The sequence below is a fragment of the Pseudoalteromonas sp. Z1A8 genome (genome assembly GCF_011378855.1).
Classification (GTDB): domain Bacteria; phylum Pseudomonadota; class Gammaproteobacteria; order Enterobacterales; family Alteromonadaceae; genus Pseudoalteromonas.
On record NZ_WTLB01000001.1, the window covers coordinates 117,342 to 135,465 of the forward strand.

Consider the following 18,124-nt stretch of genomic DNA (forward strand, 5'->3'; position numbering starts at 1 on the left):
TATCGCCTTATATCACCGACCTAAAGGAACGGTGTTTTACGGCAAAAGTTGTTGAAGTACTCCTAGATAAAATAAAGATTTACTTATCACTGCACCGCTGTCATTTAAATCATACTGATACCACGCAGGTTTATTAGCATTAGATGCCGCCACATATAAGGTTTTATTATCAGCTGATAATGCGACCCCATTAGGATAAATAAGATCACGATCTAGCAAGGTAAGTTCCCCTGTATTTTTAAGTGAATATACCCCCTGAAACTTAAGCTCTTTGCCTTCATCATCTAATTGATTAGGTAAACCATAGGGTGGATCACTAAAATAAAGCATGCCTTGGTCGTTAAAAACGCCATCGTTTGGGCTGTTAAACTTTTGTCCATTATAATGACTTACAATTTGTAGGTATTGTGGTTTAGGCGTGCTTAATGGCGTCTTCATTTTTGATATAACACGTGAGCGCGATTGCAAAAGCACAAGCTCATTTTGTTTATTTACAATTAAACCATTTGAATAGCCACTATGCGCTAAGTACAAACTTGCACCTTTACCTGGTGTATATTTATAAACCTGATGATTAGGTATATCAGAATATAATAAATATCCTCCTTGATTAACCCAAACCGGCCCCTCTAGCCAGTCATAACCCGAAGCGAGGGTTTTAACATGGCTATTTAAGTTAAGCACTTCAAGCGCTTGCTCATTAAATATTTTGTAGGGGCCTTGCTCGAATAAAAGTGTGTTACTTTGCTTAGCAGATACACCCAAACAGAAAACACACACAGCGCTTAGTATATATTTAATTTTTTGCATTATTATACCTGCGTTCATACAACGATTTATTCACGCTTTTAGCTGCATCTACAAGCGGTTTGTAAGGAATGTCCGTTACATTTACAAAGCCTACATTGTAGTTTTCACCATCGTATGCTCGCCCAGTTAGTGGAGAGTCTATGTATTGAAACCAATGCGCACCAACAAAATATGGGTTATCTATAACGCTATTCATATATTTTTTGTATTTAGTACCACGCTCTTGCTGAGATTGAGTGTGTATAAGGCCTGGGTTTAATAGCCCAGAATCAAGCGCACCATTATGAAATTCACCTATAATGCTTGGCATGTCTATATCAGATAAAAATGCCCAAAAATCTTCATTTAATCCCTCTCGGTAATAGTTGTAGCTCATCACATCTACATGCGCGGCAGCGGCGGCTCTTATTTCAGGCGTCATACCCCAGTCAGCAAAACGTGCTCCCATATTCAGCTGGTTGGGAAGATGTTTAGCTATAGCCGCGTCAACCACTGCAAAATACTGATTAGCATAATGAAATAACATCGCTGATAAATCGATATTAGTTTGCTCGTTAAACTGCGTGAGTGTCACGCCTGAAGCAAACTCATCCCATGAGGCAATACGTGTATTCCATGCTTTATTAAGTTTGCTAATTTGGCTGTACTTATTTTTCATTAAGGTAACAAATTGCGCTTTTGTCGGGCTATTTTGAGCATTATTTTTAAGTGTATTAATTGCAATGCCGTAACGTGCGGCGTCAGAATTCATCATCCCCCAGCTTTTTTCATTATCAATAAATACACCAACACACCAAGGGCTGTTTTTAACTTGCTGGGCTACTTTTGCAAGCGTTACATCTGCGCGCTCAACGAATAATGGATCAAATGGGTCAGGTAATGGGCTCCAGTAGTCGTTACCACTGCTTACCGTTTTGAAATTACCAATGATCCACGCATTAGCAAAGTAAGGTAATTGGTTAGTATGGTAATAGTCTTCTTCTATCCAATTGCCAAAAGAAGTAAAGCCCCATGAAAGCATGCGTTTCACTGTGGTGTTTTGCCACTGTTTCATTAAGTCATTGTTGTTATGGGTTTGATATTTTCGCTCTAAATTAGCGCGATAAAAGCTAAACGTTTCACCTTTTTTAATTGCACCACTGTGAACTTCGCGTCTGTAGCCGTAGTTATCAGCTAAAGGGTTATTTTGCTCGGGTAACCAATTAAACATATCAGCTCTAAGTGCTGAGCTTTTATAGCGTGTTGGCCACGCTGCCTCTGGGGCTGGGTTTAACCCTAGAGAATCCTCTGGTGTTAAATCATTAGCTTCGCGCTGTTTGATATAGCTTTGGTCAAAATCGTAACCGGTTATAGTTGAAGAATTTGCCATACGAACGTTATCAATGCCGGTTGAAAAAAACAGATAACCTTCTGGGTCGACTAAACTCCATTTCCCTTTGTATTTTTCGGTTCTAAAATATCCCGTTGCCTTTAATTGTGGGCCGTTTTTCCAGCCACTATATTTAGAACGTCCTTTCATTGGTGAGTTTTGTAAGTTAATTTGCTCTTTTTGAGAAATAACTTGTAGCTGCTCTGTTGAAGATACTTTATTGGTAAAGTCTAATTTTGCATTTTGCCCAAATTTATCAACTAACCCTTTAAGATAGTGAGTATCAAAATTAGTTGGCTTTATAAGGCGTAAGTTGTCTATTAAAATTCGTTTATCGTCAAGTAGCCCTTTTACTCCAAATGATATTTTTACAATGCTGCTAACGTCGATATTTTTTTGTCCGCCTCTATAGATTATTGGCGTATAACTGCTTTTCCAACTTGGTGGGTTTGAGCGAATACCTGAATTAACATTTAAATTTGCGCCTTTTAATTCTATGTAATACGTATTTTGAGACTTTGCTGGCACAACAACACTTCGAGATTGAAATTGTCCCGACTTGTCTATTGTCTTTATGTATAGGTGAGTAGAAGCCTCATCAGGGTTTTGTATATCAAGTGCAAGGGCAAAGTTTCCTGTTGCTTGCCAATCCCATCCTTTTGGATTAATGAATTCAAAGTCACTTTCTACATTAGATTTAGATTTTAATGTCACCGCTAATTTATGGTTTCCACCTTCCTTTATTAATGTACTAAAGCCATTAATTGTATTTATATATTGGCTGTAATTATCCTGTTCAAAATCAAAAATTATATGCTCTTTTTTTAATGGAGTGGCTCCTTTAGTTGAATCTTGATCTGAAGCTTTCGCATTGTGACACCCTGCAAGTACCGATAAACAAAAAAACGAGGATGCTAATTTTACACTATAAGGATTGAGAAACATGTTGGCCTACTATTGTGCGTGTTTAAATGTGTACTTTTGAGCAATAATTGATAGCTAAAAAGCGTTAAAACTACACAAGATAATTACACACACGGCGATATAAAACAATTAACTGTTAACAATGTAGTGTGTTTTAGAAGCGCTATATAATAGAGGGAGCTATTAAAAAAATATAAATTATAGGTAAAAAACATAAAATTCAATACCTTAAACACTACTCTCCATAATCATTAGCAGATATTCTTTGAGGGTACTACGAGTAGATTTGTTACAGTAAAGTAGAGTTAATGCCAGATTAACTTCTATACTAAAGCAAACAGTTTATCGGCACTTTTAGTGGTTTGAACGCAAAATACAAAGTTATACTATAACATTGTTGATTCGTTAATTTTACGGTGTTATATTATATCACAACATAATAACCGCGAACCAATATATCCATGACAAAGTTAACATTAATCTCCTCTGCTATTTTTTCTGTTTTATGTTCTCAATCAGCTTTGGCTGCAACCGTTACTGGTAAAGTAATGGATGATAAAAATCAACCAATTAAAAATGCCTCTATCCATGTCCATGGCAAAAACCAAAGCGTTAAAAGTAATGATTTAGGCGAGTTTGCTATCGATATAGATGCAAACAGCCAATTACATATTAGTAAAGACAACTACATAGACTCTCGTATTGCTGTTACCGAATCTTCAAATAATCTGTCTGTGTCACTTAAACCAACATCGGTTGAAACAGTGGTTGTTTATGCCTCTGCACTTCATAAGAACAGCCTAGAAATGATTTCACCTGTAAGTGTGCTTTCAGGTGATGAATTAAGAAATAAATCTAAACCAACACTTGGCGAAACTCTTAAAGGTTTACCAGGCGTAAATGCTAGTTACTTTGGCCCTGTATCATCAAGCCCAATTATTCGTGGTTTAGATGGCCCTCGCGTTAAAATTATGCAAAACGGTTTAGATGCCAGCGATGCATCACGCATTGGCCCTGATCATGCAACATCAAGCGATAGTTTAGCTGCAGAGCAAATTGAAGTATTACGTGGTCCAAGCACCCTACTTTATGGCTCTGGTGCAATTGGTGGCGTTGTAAACGTGGTTGATAACCGTATTCCTACTAGCAATATCGACGAGCTTACAGGCGCTGCTGAATACAGCCACGATACGGTGTCAAATTCAAACACCGTAGCTGCAAAACTTGAAACAGGTAATGAAGGCTTTAACTTTCATTTTGATGGTACTAAGCGCAGCGGCGATGATTACCAAACACCGACCTTTACTATTGCCGACGATGATGGCGATGTTGAAACCGAAAGCTCGGTAGAAAATACTTTTATTGATAGCGAAACACTCAACTTTGGTACCAGCTATGTTGGAGAGCACCTAACGGTTGGTTTTTCTTACGGTAGCATTGATACTGATTACGGTATTCCTGGGCATGAGCATCATCACGATCACGAAGGTGAAACTGAAGAAGAGCATGCAGAACATGAAGATGAAGCTGCTGAAGAGCCAGTTTACGCACATTTAGAGCAAGACCGCTGGCAAGGGCTTGTAAGTTACGCTCTTCATAATAACTGGATTGAAACCATCAACCTACGTGTTGGCTATACAGATTATTCACACAGCGAAATTGAAGATGGCGAAATTGGTACTACTTTTAAAAATAAAACGACTGAAGCACGTTTAAATGTAGAGCATAAGTTTGCTGATTGGCACGGAATGATGGGCTATCACTACAGCGATTCTGACTACGATGCAATTGGTGAAGAAGCATTTACACCCGCGAGTGTAACTACAACTAACGCATTATATTTACTAGAAGAGCGTGAATTTGGCGACGTGACAATAGAGCTTGGTGCACGTGTAGAAGATTACAAAATTGAAAGCCAAATCACGGCACACGAACATAGCCACGATGAAGTAGAAATAGATCATAGCGACGAAGAAGCTATTGGATACAATAAAAGCTTTACCAATTTAAGCGCCTCTGCCGGTGCCATTTGGCAGTACAAGCCGGGTCATAGTATTGCGACAAGTATTTCTCACTCAGAAAGAGCTCCGCTTTCTGCAGAGCTTTTATCAAATGGTTTACACATTGCAACAGGTACGTATGAGCTTGGCCTTGGTTATAACATTGAGGGTAATGAAGCACATTTTGAGCCAGAGAATATCAAGCAAGAAACCTCAACAAACCTAGATTTAAGCTTTAGACGTTTTAGCGGTGATTTTGGTTACACCGTTAACTTTTTCTATAACGATATTAAGAACTTTTATTTCCAAGAAAATACAGGTTTAGTTTACGATGAAGAAGATGGTTTAGAATCAGCTATTGGTGCACATGACGATGCTGTTGCGGTTTATCAGTTTACAAGTAAAGACGCAGAGCTTTATGGAATTGAGTTTGACGCACATTACCAAGTAACCCCAAGCGCTATGGTTAAAGTATTTGGTGACTCAACTCGTGCAAAACTAAAAGACGACGAAGGCAACTTACCGCGTATCCCTGCCAATAAATTAGGCTCTGAGTTACAGTACGATTTAGGTGACTTACAACTAACGCTTACAGGTACTCATTACTTTGATCAAAACGATGTAACTGCATTTGAAACAAAAACGGACGGCTATACGTTATTTGATGCACAAGCTAATTACCAATTAGGTTTAGGCAGTGTAGATGCACAGCTTTATATAAACGTGGATAACATTACTGATGAGTTAGGCTTTGTGCATAGCTCATTTATTAAAGATAAAGCCCCACTACCTGGCAGAAACTTCCGCTTTGGTATCCGTGGCTACTTTTAATAGCTGACAAGCTCTTTAGTTTATATATTTAAAAACCGCATTTTATTAAGGCGGTTTTTTATTTTTAGAATATATAATATCAACACGCAGTAATACTTAATCGATTTGAAGGATTAAACCTGACGCTAACTGCGTTAAGAATTTCTGATATACGACTGCATGGATGCAGGAGGTAGAGCAATGCAAAAGCAATTAGTGGTAACAACTAAACAACGAAATTTTTGCCTTGTTATCGACACAATTTTCTTAGCGAAAAATAGATCACTTAATTAAGCTAATTGGTATAAAACTCTTAAATTACAAACACAAAAAAGCCGTATTCAAATTGAATACGGCTTTTTACACTTTTAAATTAAAATGTATTTAATTTAAGAAATGATTTCGTGTAGCTCAACATCAAATACAAGCGTTGAGAAAGGTGCGATTGCAGCACCTGCGCCACGTTCACCATAAGCAAGCTCATGAGGAACGTAGATACGCCATTTAGTACCTACAGGCATCATTTGTAATGCTTCAGTCCAGCCTTTGATCACGCCACCAACTGGAAATTCAGCTGGTTGACCGCGCTCGTATGAGCTATCAAACACAGTACCGTTAATAAGTGTACCGTGGTAATCAACACGTACTGTAGACTCAGCTGTTGGCTTTTCGCCTTCGCCAGTTGCTAGTACTTCGTATTGAAGACCAGACTCAGTTACTGTGATTTCAGGACGTTTTGCGTTTTCTTCTAAGAATGAAATACCTTCTGCAGAAAGTACTTGTGACTCTTCTTCACGACGAGCTTGAATCTCTTCGTTTATTTTTTCAAATGCAGCTTGGATCTCAGGGATCTCAACTTGAAATGCGCTACCAGCGTACGCATCTTTCATGCCTTCAAATACTGAATTTAGGTTTAAGCCTTCAAAAGGATTAGACTTAAGTTGCTCACCCATTTGTAAGCCAATACCGTAACTTGCTTTTTCAGCATCTGTAGTAAAATTATCTGACATAATGTGTTTTTCACGTTTTGTTAGTTAAAAGACGCGACTATGCTATCACAAAATAAACCGCGTTTGGGGCTAGTTTTTGCTGAGTTTTAGCTTAATTAGGCCAACAATATAACTACAAAGCGGCAAACTGAATAAAATTCCAACAAGTAGAGGCATTGTTAGTAATCCTGATTCGCCAAACAGTAAAAATGGCACTACAAGCAGCCCTATACAACCAATAAAAACAGAGCCAATAACTGGCCAATGCTTATCGTATTTGGTAATAAGATGGGCAGCTAAAACATTAAAACCAACACCATAAATTAAACCGGTAATTAATGGATACTCTGGTTGAGCGTCTATAGCCATTTTTACTAATAAGCTAATAGCACTTTGATAGCAGTAACCAAATACCGTCCATAATAAAAGATGTTTTATTAATTTCTGCGAGGTTGGTAGGTTTGTTGCTTTAGTCATTTAGAAACTCCACAAAGCAAAAAACCGCCCATAAGGCGGTTTTTTTTAAATAATGGTGGAGAGATAGGGATTTGAACCCTAGATGGGCTATAAACCCATGCCGGTTTTCAAGACCGGTGCATTCGACCACTCTGCCATCTCTCCGCACGGCGCGAATAATATGGCTAAATACATAACTTGTAAAGAGCTAAATAGAAATTAATATAAAATATTAACATATTGGATAAAATAGACCCACTTTGTTCTTTTGTTAAGCTCTTCACTTTAATAAAAGTGTAGTTAATGGACTAAAGTTAAACACATTAATAATATTGTTTAGGTCTACGTGCAATCCAAGAGCAGATTAAACAAGCCAATATACTCAGTGCGGTAAAGGTAACGCCTTGAAAAATTAAATCGAATCGATTTAAATCATCACTTGGTACTACAACAAACATAAAAGCAGGTAGCACACTAAGCGATAAAACGTAGCAACATACTTTAAATGCACGCCCAAAGTCGAAACGTTTGGACTGGTGCATCCACCATGTTAACAACACAAGCATACCCATCGCTGAACCGGCTATAAAGTGTGATGCATTTGTGCTCATTGCAACATACAGTGTTACAAAAGCACCAATGATTCCCCAAATTGACCATGCTAGCCAATTCTCTTTTTCACGTAAAAATAAATTTCCCATAGTTTTCGTCTTCTTTATCGTTATTTTTATTAAGACTTTCCATAATGTATCAAAAAACAACCGATTAAAAAACAAACTGAAGAAGATTTAGTAAATTTAGTGCTTCCAAGCGCTTCTTACAGCCAAGCCATTAACTTTTGAATAATACTCTTTGTAACCTTAATGAATTATGACTATGTAAATTGCGCAAAGTTCATACTATTTCACAAATTACTAAAATAGTGTTCTGGCTTATGGCGAGGCGATTTTTTACAATCGACTTCTGGTGTACCTATATATAAATATCCTACTATTTCATCTTGCTCATGTAGATTAAGCGCTTTTTTAACTGCTGCACTTTGTGCAAAGTAGCCTGTGCGCCAAATGCCGCCTAAACCTTGGGCAAATGCAGCTTGTTGCATTGCAAGCACACTGCACCCTGCACTTTGTACTTGTTCAATACGAGGAACTTTTAGGTGTTCTTGATATTTAGCAATCGCTATTACAATCATAGGTGCACGAAGGGGAAGTTCTTTAGCACGGTTAATTACTTTTTCTGTTTGTTGCTCTGCAACTGCACTTTGATGATAAATGTCACCCAGTTTATTACGCGCTTCACCTTCGGCAATTATAAACTGCCATGGAGCAATACAACCATGATCGGGAACGCGTAATGCTGCTTGCTTAATTATGTCGAGCTGCTGAGGTGTTGGACCTGGCGAAGTTAGTTTAGAGTCTGATTGGCGGGTAAGTAAAAGCTCGATAGCGTTCATAACAGTTTCTCGAAATTCAAAATACTAGAATAACATTTAAAACCTTAATAAATAAATACTGGGAGCCTAAAACGAAAAATGACCGCACAAAATGAATTTATGCGGCCTTTCTTAAAGTTGGTTTAGTGCTATTGATTTGAAATATTTCGCTTTAACCAGTAGTCGATGCTAACAAAGCGCCCTCCCCCCATAAAAAACAAGCTAAGGAGCATCGCAAAGTATATTGCAGAAAACTCTATACCATTATTTAAAATAGATGGTTTGCCTTTTTCGTATAGATAATCAGGAAACCCGTGTTCTTCAACCAAATCACGAGTTTTACCTATTCGGTCTTGTACTTCTAGTGAGTTTTCAAGGCTTTCTTTAGCGCCCGGAATTGATAACCAATCGAGCACTAGCGCAGCACTTGTTTCTGGATTAGTTGGTGCTATTGCAAACCAACCATTATGCCAATGCACTGAGGTTGCAGCGACAACCATTGTGAACATAAGTGGGATACTGACCAATCGAGTTAAAAGGCCAAGTAATAAAAACCAACCTCCTAAAAATTCACTCCAGCCAGCTAAAAAAGCTAGTAAGTCAGGAAACGGTAATCCTAAACCCCATTCATTATTACCAAACCATTGAACTACATCTGGAGATGCTAAAAAGTTATCAAAGAAACCTTCTGTCTCACCGCTTATAGCAAGTTTGTTATAACCTGCAATGATCATAACAGGGGCTAAAATCAAGCGAAATAGCAATGCAGGTAAACCATCTAAAAATGATAGTTTACCCAATATTGCATCATAAAGATTGGTTAGTTTGTTCATGCGTATCCTGTGTGTTCACTGTTTATTAAGTTATAGACTATAAACAGCAAAGACCGCATGAATTGATAAACTATTTCAATTTATTTACAAAGGTTAAATACTTCTAGCGACCTGAAGTGCTTCAAAAATAGCGCGTTTAGCATCAATAGCTGCAGCTAGTTTAGCTCCGCCTATAACATGTACCTTTGCGTTATCTGTGTAATTTTCTAGCACTTCGTTATTAGAAACCTGGCCAATACAGGCAATAACCGTGTCTACTGGCAGTACTTGAGTTTCACCAGCAACATTAATAGTTAGTCCGCTTTTATCAAAGCTTTGGTATTGGCAATCAGCAATTTGCTTAACGCCATGCTGCTTAGCAACTTGACGATGTATCCAACCCGTTGTTTTACCAAGCTCGCTACCAAAACGACCCGCACTGCGTTTTAACATATACAATTGACGTTCGTCTTTATGCGGTTGGGCTTCACACTCAATCCCCCATTGCGTTTTAAACTCGCTAATAGTTTGTGATTTATGTTCGCTTAAAAACGCAACCATATCAAAACCTATACCACCGGCACCTAAAATAGCAATTGATTTACCTAGCTCTACTTCGCCGCGTATAACTTCATCATAAGCAAACACACGCTTATCATCGCTACACTTAATTGATGCTTCACGTGGGCGAACGCCAGTTGCAAATACGATATCGTCATAGTTTTTAAGCATTGAATCGTCATAAGCTTTACCAAGCTCTACAGTTACTTTTAATCGCTCAAGTTCATTAGTAAAGTAAGTAAGGGTATGGTTAAAGTCTTCTTTACCCGGTATTTGCATGGCTAAATTAAATTGACCACCCATTTGCGATTTTTGATCGATTAACGTGACCTTGTGCCCTTTTTGCGCTAAGTAACAACTTGCCGATAAACCCGCAGGACCCGCACCAACTACTAATACATTTTTAGCTTTGGTTGCTTGTTCTAACGGGTAATCTAGCTCAAATGCAGCTTGTGGATTAACTAAACACGTAGCACGTTTATTTTTAAATACATGGTCTAAACAACCTTGGTTACACCCTATACAAATATTAATTTGCTTAGATTGATTATTTGCGTATTTATTAAAAAACTCTGGATCGGCAAGTAATGGGCGAGCCATTGAAATTAAATCGGCCTCGCCTGCATTTAAAATATCGTTCGCAATTTCTGGCGTGTTAATTCGGTTAACAGCAATAACTGGCACGCTCACCACGTCTTTTAAACGTTTTGATGCTTCTTTAAATGCACCTGGCGGCACCATACTCGCAATAGTCGGTACACGTGCTTCGTGCCAACCAATACCTGTGTTAAATATATCAACACCCGCTTTTTCAAGCTCGGTAGCTTGTATGACAACTTCCTCTGGTGTTGAACCGTTTGGGATTAAATCAATAACCGACAATCTAAAAATGATTAAGAATTGCTCAGATACTTTTGCTCTTACAGCTTTAACTATTTCAAGCGCAAGTCGCATTCTATTTTCTAGGCTGCCACCAAATTCATCTTCACGTTTATTGGTGTGCGGCGCCATAAACTCATTAATCAAATACCCTTCAGAACCCATAACTTCAACGCCATCGTAGCCAGCTTTTTCAGCCATATAGGCAGAGTGCGCAAAGTCTTTAATCGTTTTTTTAATCGAGCCAAGCGACATCGCTTTAGGTTTATAAGGATTAATAGGTGCTTTTATTGCACTTGGTGCTTGATTGAATGGATGGTACGCATAACGTCCAGCGTGTAATAATTGCAAACAAATTTTTCCGCCGTGTTTATGCACAGCATCTGTGTAAGCGCGGTGCTTAAATACATCGTAATAACTATTAAATGAAGATGAAATAGGTGTTAATTTGCCACGTAAATTTGGGCTGTATCCGCCCGTAATTAACATAGCAGTGCCGCCTTTAGCACGCGCTTCATAAAAAGCACGCAAGCGCTTGCGGTTATGCCAGCCTTCTTCAAGGCCCGTATGCATTGAGCCCATGACTAAGCGGTTACGTAATTGTGTGTGTTTTAATTGTAATTGTTGTTCTAACATCCTGTGCCCCGTTAACTGGTCTAACCTGTATACATTAGCTAATTCTGCTTTAATGGCAAGCAATAAGCAATATGTGCCTTCATTTAATTAAAAATAGCAGTAAAAACATGTGCTAATACCATCCCATAAACACTTCGTTACGATTTAGCAGTTAAATTTATTTTTATTCTAGGCTAAGATGGAACTAATGTATTAACTGTACCAAATTAAGGAGCTATTTTGATAGCAAAGGTATTTAAAGGTATTTGGGCTGGAATCAACTTTTCACGCCGTTTAATACTCAACATTCTGTTTTTATTACTGGTCATCGTTTTTTTCGTTTCGCTTTCAAGTGACGACGATAAAATAATTGTAGAAAATGGCTCTGTGCTTAGGCTTAACCTTAATGGCCCTATTGTTGAGGAAAAAACTTATATAGATCCTGTCGAAGCTGCAATTAGCGATGCTACTTCTGGTTCTGAAGCGCCAAGCGAAATTTTACTCGACGATATTGTTGAAGTAATAAACGAAGCGACTAAAGACGACCGTATTACGGTGATGCTGCTTGATTTACAAGAAATGCCTAAAGCGCATTTAAATAAGCTCAAGCAAATTACTAATGCTATTGATTCATTCAAACAAGCAGGTAAAAAAGTAATTGCATCGGGTTATTACTATACTCAAGCACAATATTATATTGCATCACATGCTGATGAAATTGCTATGCACCCATACGGAAGCGTAAGTATTGAAGGTTATGGCATGTACCCACTTTACTTTAAAGATGCCCTTGAAAAGCTTGAAGTAACGCAGCACATTTTCCGTGTTGGTACATTTAAGTCAGCGGTAGAACCTTTTATTCGTAACGACATGTCTGATGCAGCTAAAGAAGCTAACCGCGTTTGGTTAGGTGCTCTTTGGAGTGAATACAAACAAGATGTTGCCGCTGTTCGCCCATTTGATGAGTCAAACTTTGACGAAACAATGGACGTATATCTTGAGAAAATGAAAGCTGCCGATGGCGATGCAGGTAAATATGCACTTGATCACCAGTGGGTTGACTCATTAAAAACTAATCAACAAGTTCGCAAACAGTTAATTGATTTAGTTGGCGCACAAGAAGACGGTAAAACGTTTAAGCAAGTTTCATTTCGTGAATACTTAAGCTTGGTTAAACCTCCTATTGAATTTGATAATCCTATTACTGAAAAAGTAGCTGTTGTTGTTGCTAAAGGTACGATTGTTGATGGTGAGCGTAAAGCCGGCGAAATTGGTGGCGACTCTACTGCAGCCCTTCTTCGTAAAGCGCGCCTTGATGACAAAGTTAAAGCGGTTGTACTACGCATTGATTCAGGTGGCGGTAGTATGTTTGCCTCTGAAGTTATTCGTGCAGAAGTATTGGCACTTAAAGCTGCTGGCAAGCCAGTTATTGCATCTATGAGCTCTGTGGCTGCATCGGGTGGTTATTGGATTGCTTCTGCTGCAAACGAAATTTGGGCAGCACCGAGTACTATTACAGGTTCAATTGGTGTGTTTGGTACGTTTATGACATTTGAAAAGACTTTATCTAAAATTGGTGTTTATTCAGATGGCGTTGCAACAACCGAAATGGCTGGTTTTTCTATCACTCGCCCACTTAACGAAAAAATGGGTGAAGTAATTCAAATGAGTGTTGAAGAAGCATACGGTCGCTTTTTAAATGTTGTCGCTGATGCGCGAAATATGACACCTGAGCAAGTTGATAAAATTGCCCAAGGTCGTGTTTGGATAGCATCTCAAGCGCAAGAACTTGGTTTAGTTGATAAGTTAGGCGACAAACAAGATGCAATTGAAGCCGCTGCGGCACTTGCTAAACTAAATCATTATGAAGTTAAAACTATTAAACAAGATTTAAGCCCGCAAGAAAAAATGATTCAAGACATTTTTGGTAACGCGTCTATTAAATCTATGCTTGGTTTGCAAACACAAAAAACATCAGTGTTAGCAACGCAAGCTAACTTGCAAAGCGTTATTAACCAATTAAGCACTGAAGTTGAAAACCTTAAAGATTACAACGATCCACAAGGTGTATATGCTCGCTGTTTAGTGTGTAACGTTGCACAATAAAAGTGCATCTACTACTCTAAGTAGCTGTATTTAAAGTTACTTAACGTTATACTAAGCCCAGTTTTTTTACTGGGCTTTTTTTATGAAACGTAAACGCATTTATATCGCTTATACTGGCGGTACTATAGGGATGAAAAAATCGAGCCGAGGCTATATTCCGGCTGAAGGTTTTTTAACAGAAACAGTGGTTAATAACGCAGAGTTTAACCGTGATGAAATGCCTTTATTTGATATTCACGAATATTGCCCGCTTATTGATTCATCAGATATGTCTCCTGAGCATTGGCAACTTATTGCTGATGACATTAAAAGCAAATATCAAGACTATGACGGCTTTGTAGTCCTCCATGGTACCGATACCATGGCCTATACAGCCTCAGCACTATCGTTTATGTTCGAAAATTTAACTAAACCTGTGATTGTAACAGGCTCGCAAATACCACTATCTCAATTGCGATCTGACGGGCAAGTTAACTTACTCAATGCCATGTATTTAGCAGCCAACTACCCTATTGCTGAAGTAAGCTTATTTTTTAATAACCAGCTATTTAGAGGTAATAGAGCAACTAAAGCACATGCTGATGGTTTTAATGCATTCGCCTCACCCAATCTCGATCCTTTAGCGCTATCAGGTATTAGCATTGAGCTTATTAAAGGCCAGCTTAGCCCTTATGTTGAAAACGAACTTCAAGTAACCCCTATTACACCTCAACCTATTGGTGTACTTTATTTATACCCTGGTATTAGTCAAGAAGTGGTTAAAAGTTTAGTTAATGGCAGTATTAAGGCGCTTGTGTTACTTAGCTTTGGTGTGGGTAATGCACCACAAGATCCTGATTTTTTATCAATACTTGAAGATGCTAGCAAGCGCGGTGTCGTCATTGTTAATTTAACCCAGTGCTTAAAAGGCCATGTAAACATGGGCGGTTATGCTACAGGTAATGCACTGTTAAATATTGGTGTAATTAGTGGGTACGATATGACCCTTGAGGCCTGTTTAACTAAATTGCATTATTTATTTAGCCAAAAGCTAGAGGTCGAGACGATTCGTCATTTAATGCAAGACAATTTACGTGGTGAGTTAAGCCGTTAAATCTCGCAAAGCTAAAAATACAAAAGGCACGCTAAATAGCGTGCCTTTATCGTTTTAAACAACTGTTTATTATCTAACTTTAGCGTCAATATCTACTAGGTCAGTTAAATGGCATGTTTCACCACTGTGGGTTTTTACGCCATGCTCACCAAAGTAATCACGCTGGGCTTGTACTAAATGCCCATTACTTGGTGTCGTTAATGTTGCTAAATACGTTTGTGTAGCACCCAATACTGGAAATGCTAACCCCGTCATTATTGCTTGGCCGGTAATTTTTCGTAAAGAGTTAGATTCTTTTTCAAGGGTATCAATAAACTCAACACCTTGTGCAACACTATCAAGGTAGTCAGCACGAATAATACAACCTGCACGCCAAGTTTGAAGCGTTTTAGATAAATCTACTTTCCACTGGTGAGTACGAGATGCACCTTTAATTAACGCTAAACCTTGACGGTATGCAAGTAAACTTGCAAGTAAGAAGGCTTCTTTTAGCTCTTCTAAATCAATTTCAACATTGTTAGTTGATTTAGACGCATATGACATTTCTTGTGCAGCTGTTGTATTACACGCATTAGTTAAATGACGAGCTTGTACAGCAGCAACGAGTGATGGCACAGCAATGCCAAGCTCTAATGCATTTTGGGCAGTCCAAAGGCCAGTACCTTTAGCGCCTACTTTATTATCAATTAAGTCTGCAAGCGGCACATTATTGTGATTTTCAAGTGACAATATATGGCTAGAAATAGAGAGTAAGTAGCTGTTCAATTGACCTTCTGACCAGTCATTAAATATCTCAGCAATTTCTTTAGGTGAACGGTCTGTGCCGATACGTAGTAATTGATATACTTCTGCAATAAGTTGCATAAGTGCATATTCAATACCGTTGTGAACCATTTTTACAAAGTGTCCACTGGCTGATTGACCAACACGTGCAAAACACGATTCGCCATTAAAGCTTGCTGCAGCTTTTTCGAACCAAGGTTCTATTCGACCCCAACCGCCCTCAGAACCACTTGCCATCATTGCAGGACCGTGGCGAGCGCCTTCTGCCCCACCTGAAATGCCCATAGTGGCAAATTCAAATTTATTTTGGTATTTAAGTTTGCGAGTTATACCATCTTTATAATTACTGTTACCGCAATCAACAATGATATCGTTACATTCTACGCCTGCTTCAACTAGTTCATTACAAACAGAATCAACTAATTCGCCAGCAGGAACAAGTAACAAAATAGAACGAGGTGCTTCTAAACGTCTAACCATGTCTCTTAAATCAGAAACAATGTGAAGCCTATCAGCCATGCCTTGAGATTTAGCACAACTTAGTAACTCTTCACCCGCATGTGGGTTTTTGTCATAAGCGACTAGCGTTATCCCTTTTTCAATCAAGTTTAGGGCAAGATTTTTCCCCATAACGCCTAACCCTACTAATGCAACTTGCATTTAGTGTCCTCCTCGGTAACAACTATTTGGGTAGAAAATTCAGTGTATAAATTAAATAATACCGCGTGCATTATACTCATGCAGTCATAAAATGCTAACCATGAGCAAGTAACAACATGCTTTTTTATTACAGATAAATAAGCTACGTAATTATATCAAACATCGATGCTCTCGGGTTGACTAAAAGCAAAGCTAATTGAAATTAAGATCATTGACGCACTCTGACACCGGTGTCATAATGATGACACAATAGTTTTGTATAAAATAGTGGCAAACATTTGAAGTTTGCTCATAACTAAAATATTTTGTTCTAATATAGTTACTTTAAGTCAACAAAATAATCGTCAACATGCTTTCACCAAGCACTCAGGAGAAATTGATGCTAAGACGCACAAAGATAGTCGCTACCCTTGGACCTGCTACCGATAGAGATAACAACCTAGAAAAAATTATTATCGCTGGGGCAAATGTAGTACGTTTAAACTTCTCACATGGTGTTGCCCAAGATCATAAAGACCGTGCACAAGCAGTGCGCGATATCGCAAAAAGATTAGGCAAGCATATTGCTATACTTGCTGACCTTCAAGGTCCTAAAATCCGTGTTTCTACTTTTAAAGAAGGTAAAGTAACACTTGCTGTAGGTGCAAAATTTACCCTTGATGCAAAAATGGAAAAAGGCGAAGGCGACGTAAACTCTGTAGGTATCGACTACAAAGAGTTACCTAACGATGTAACCACTGGCGATTTACTTTTACTAAACGATGGCCTTATCCAACTTAGTGTTGATGAAGTTGCTGGCCATTTAGTACATTGTACTGTAACTGTTGGTGGCGTTTTATCTAACAATAAAGGCATTAACCGTTTAGGTGGTGGCTTAACGGCTCCAGCATTTACTGAAAAAGATAAAGAAGATTTAATAACTGCCGCTGAAATTGACGTAGATTACATTGCCGTATCATTCCCACGTAGTGGCGACGATATGCGCTACGTACGTTCACTTGCTGAAGCTGCTGGTTCAAAAGCACAACTACTTGCAAAAATTGAACGTGCTGAAGCCGTTGAAACACAAGAAGCTGTTGATGACATTATTCTAGCGTCTGACGCAGTAATGGTTGCTCGTGGTGATTTAGGTGTTGAAATTGGTGATGCTGCACTTATGGGCAAGCAAAAACTAATTATTCGTCGTGCTCGTTCATTAAATCGTACTGTAGTAACAGCAACGCAAATGATGGAATCGATGATTGATAACCCTATGCCTACACGTGCAGAAGTTATGGATGTGGCAAATGCTGTTCTTGATGGTACTGATGCTGTAATGCTTTCAGCTGAAACAGCAGCGGGTGATTATCCTGAAGAAACAGTGGCAACTATGGCACGTGTTTGTTTAGGTGCTGAGTCGCAAAAAGAAACACACGTTTCTAAGCATCGTTTAGATAGTCGTTTTTCTAACAACGCTGAATCTATCGCGCTTTCTGCTATGTATGCAGCTAATCACTTAGATTCGGTTAAAGCAATTATCACACTCACTGAATCTGGTAGTACGGCTAAATTAATGTCGCGTATCAGCTCAGGCTTACCAATCTACTCGCTTTCTCGTCATGCAAGTACATTAGGTCAAACTGCACTTTATCGTGGTGTTTACCCGGTGTTTTTTGATTCTACAAAAACTGAAAAAGACGGCATGGTAAAAGCAGCACTTGATACACTTGTAGCTCAAGGCTCATTACAAGCTGGCGATACGGTAATTATTACTCACGGTGACTCAATGGAAACTGTGGGCGCAACTAACACAATGAAAATTGTAACCGTTGCATAATTAAAAGCT

Annotated in this window: 13 protein-coding genes and 1 tRNA gene; 4 read left to right on the forward strand and 10 right to left on the reverse strand. The window is 38.6% G+C overall.

Annotation, left to right across the window (positions count from 1 at the left end; all coding sequences use genetic code 11):
- Positions 1–36 precede the first annotated feature (36 nt).
- Together GQR55_RS00450 and GQR55_RS00455 are read right to left on the reverse strand one after the other, a co-directional pair.
- Entirely contained in the window at positions 37–810 is a 774-nt protein-coding gene (locus GQR55_RS00450; RefSeq protein WP_240916817.1) for an SMP-30/gluconolactonase/LRE family protein, read from the reverse strand.
- Positions 797–3,124, reverse strand: coding sequence for a beta-galactosidase (locus GQR55_RS00455; protein ID WP_166419044.1), 2,328 nt, complete (start codon positions 3,122–3,124; stop codon positions 797–799). Before GQR55_RS00455 ends, GQR55_RS00450 begins: the two co-directional genes overlap by 14 nt.
- Positions 3,125–3,564: 440 nt before the next feature.
- On the opposite strand from GQR55_RS00455, the gene GQR55_RS00460 reads away from it, so the two are divergent.
- Positions 3,565–5,934, forward strand: a complete 2,370-nt coding sequence (locus GQR55_RS00460; RefSeq protein WP_166419045.1) for a TonB-dependent receptor — start codon at positions 3,565–3,567, stop codon at positions 5,932–5,934.
- 368 nt (positions 5,935–6,302) lie between these two features.
- On the opposite strand, the gene GQR55_RS00465 is transcribed toward GQR55_RS00460, so the two are convergent.
- The 7 genes from GQR55_RS00465 to GQR55_RS00495 all read right to left on the reverse strand — a co-directional run bounded on the left by GQR55_RS00465 (position 6,303) and on the right by GQR55_RS00495 (position 11,678).
- Positions 6,303–6,923 carry an FKBP-type peptidyl-prolyl cis-trans isomerase gene (locus GQR55_RS00465; protein ID WP_165727452.1) on the reverse strand — a complete coding sequence of 207 codons (621 nt, stop codon included), beginning with the start codon at positions 6,921–6,923 and terminating at the stop codon, positions 6,303–6,305.
- 69 nt (positions 6,924–6,992) lie between these two features.
- The gene (locus tag GQR55_RS00470) at positions 6,993–7,379 is read right to left on the reverse strand and encodes a hypothetical protein (protein ID WP_024590139.1); all 387 of its coding nucleotides are present in this window, start codon (positions 7,377–7,379) and stop codon (positions 6,993–6,995) included.
- A 53-nt stretch (positions 7,380–7,432) separates the two neighbouring features.
- Positions 7,433–7,523: transfer RNA gene (locus GQR55_RS00475), tRNA-Ser, on the reverse strand.
- Between the two features lie 158 nt (positions 7,524–7,681).
- Entirely contained in the window at positions 7,682–8,059 is a 378-nt protein-coding gene (locus GQR55_RS00480) for a hypothetical protein (RefSeq protein WP_007582705.1), read from the reverse strand.
- 203 nt (positions 8,060–8,262) lie between these two features.
- On the reverse strand, positions 8,263–8,811 hold the full coding sequence (locus GQR55_RS00485; protein WP_166419046.1) for an NAD(P)H nitroreductase: 549 nt from the start codon (positions 8,809–8,811) through the stop codon (positions 8,263–8,265).
- 128 nt (positions 8,812–8,939) lie between these two features.
- Positions 8,940–9,623 carry a DoxX family protein gene (locus GQR55_RS00490; RefSeq protein WP_166419047.1) on the reverse strand — a complete coding sequence of 228 codons (684 nt, stop codon included), beginning with the start codon at positions 9,621–9,623 and terminating at the stop codon, positions 8,940–8,942.
- Positions 9,624–9,716: 93 nt separating this feature from the next.
- Positions 9,717–11,678, reverse strand: coding sequence for an NADPH-dependent 2,4-dienoyl-CoA reductase (locus tag GQR55_RS00495; protein ID WP_166419048.1), 1,962 nt, complete (start codon positions 11,676–11,678; stop codon positions 9,717–9,719).
- A gap of 219 nt (positions 11,679–11,897) precedes the next feature.
- On the opposite strand from GQR55_RS00495, the gene sppA reads away from it, so the two are divergent.
- The gene (gene sppA / locus GQR55_RS00500) at positions 11,898–13,763 is read left to right on the forward strand and encodes a signal peptide peptidase SppA (RefSeq protein ID WP_166419049.1); all 1,866 of its coding nucleotides are present in this window, start codon (positions 11,898–11,900) and stop codon (positions 13,761–13,763) included.
- A gap of 82 nt (positions 13,764–13,845) precedes the next feature.
- A complete protein-coding gene (gene ansA, locus GQR55_RS00505) occupies positions 13,846–14,856 on the forward strand; it encodes an asparaginase (protein WP_166419050.1) in 1,011 nt (336 codons plus the stop codon).
- Between the two features lie 69 nt (positions 14,857–14,925).
- On the opposite strand, the gene gndA is transcribed toward ansA, so the two are convergent.
- Complete coding sequence (gene gndA / locus GQR55_RS00510) at positions 14,926–16,299, reverse strand: NADP-dependent phosphogluconate dehydrogenase (protein ID WP_166419051.1); 1,374 nt, start codon at positions 16,297–16,299, stop codon at positions 14,926–14,928.
- Positions 16,300–16,678: 379 nt separating this feature from the next.
- Between gndA and pyk the strand changes: the two genes are divergently transcribed.
- Positions 16,679–18,115 (forward strand): pyruvate kinase, encoded by a 1,437-nt coding sequence (pyk, locus tag GQR55_RS00515; RefSeq protein ID WP_166419052.1) that lies wholly within the window; start codon positions 16,679–16,681, stop codon positions 18,113–18,115.
- The last annotated feature ends 9 nt before the right edge of the window (positions 18,116–18,124 follow it).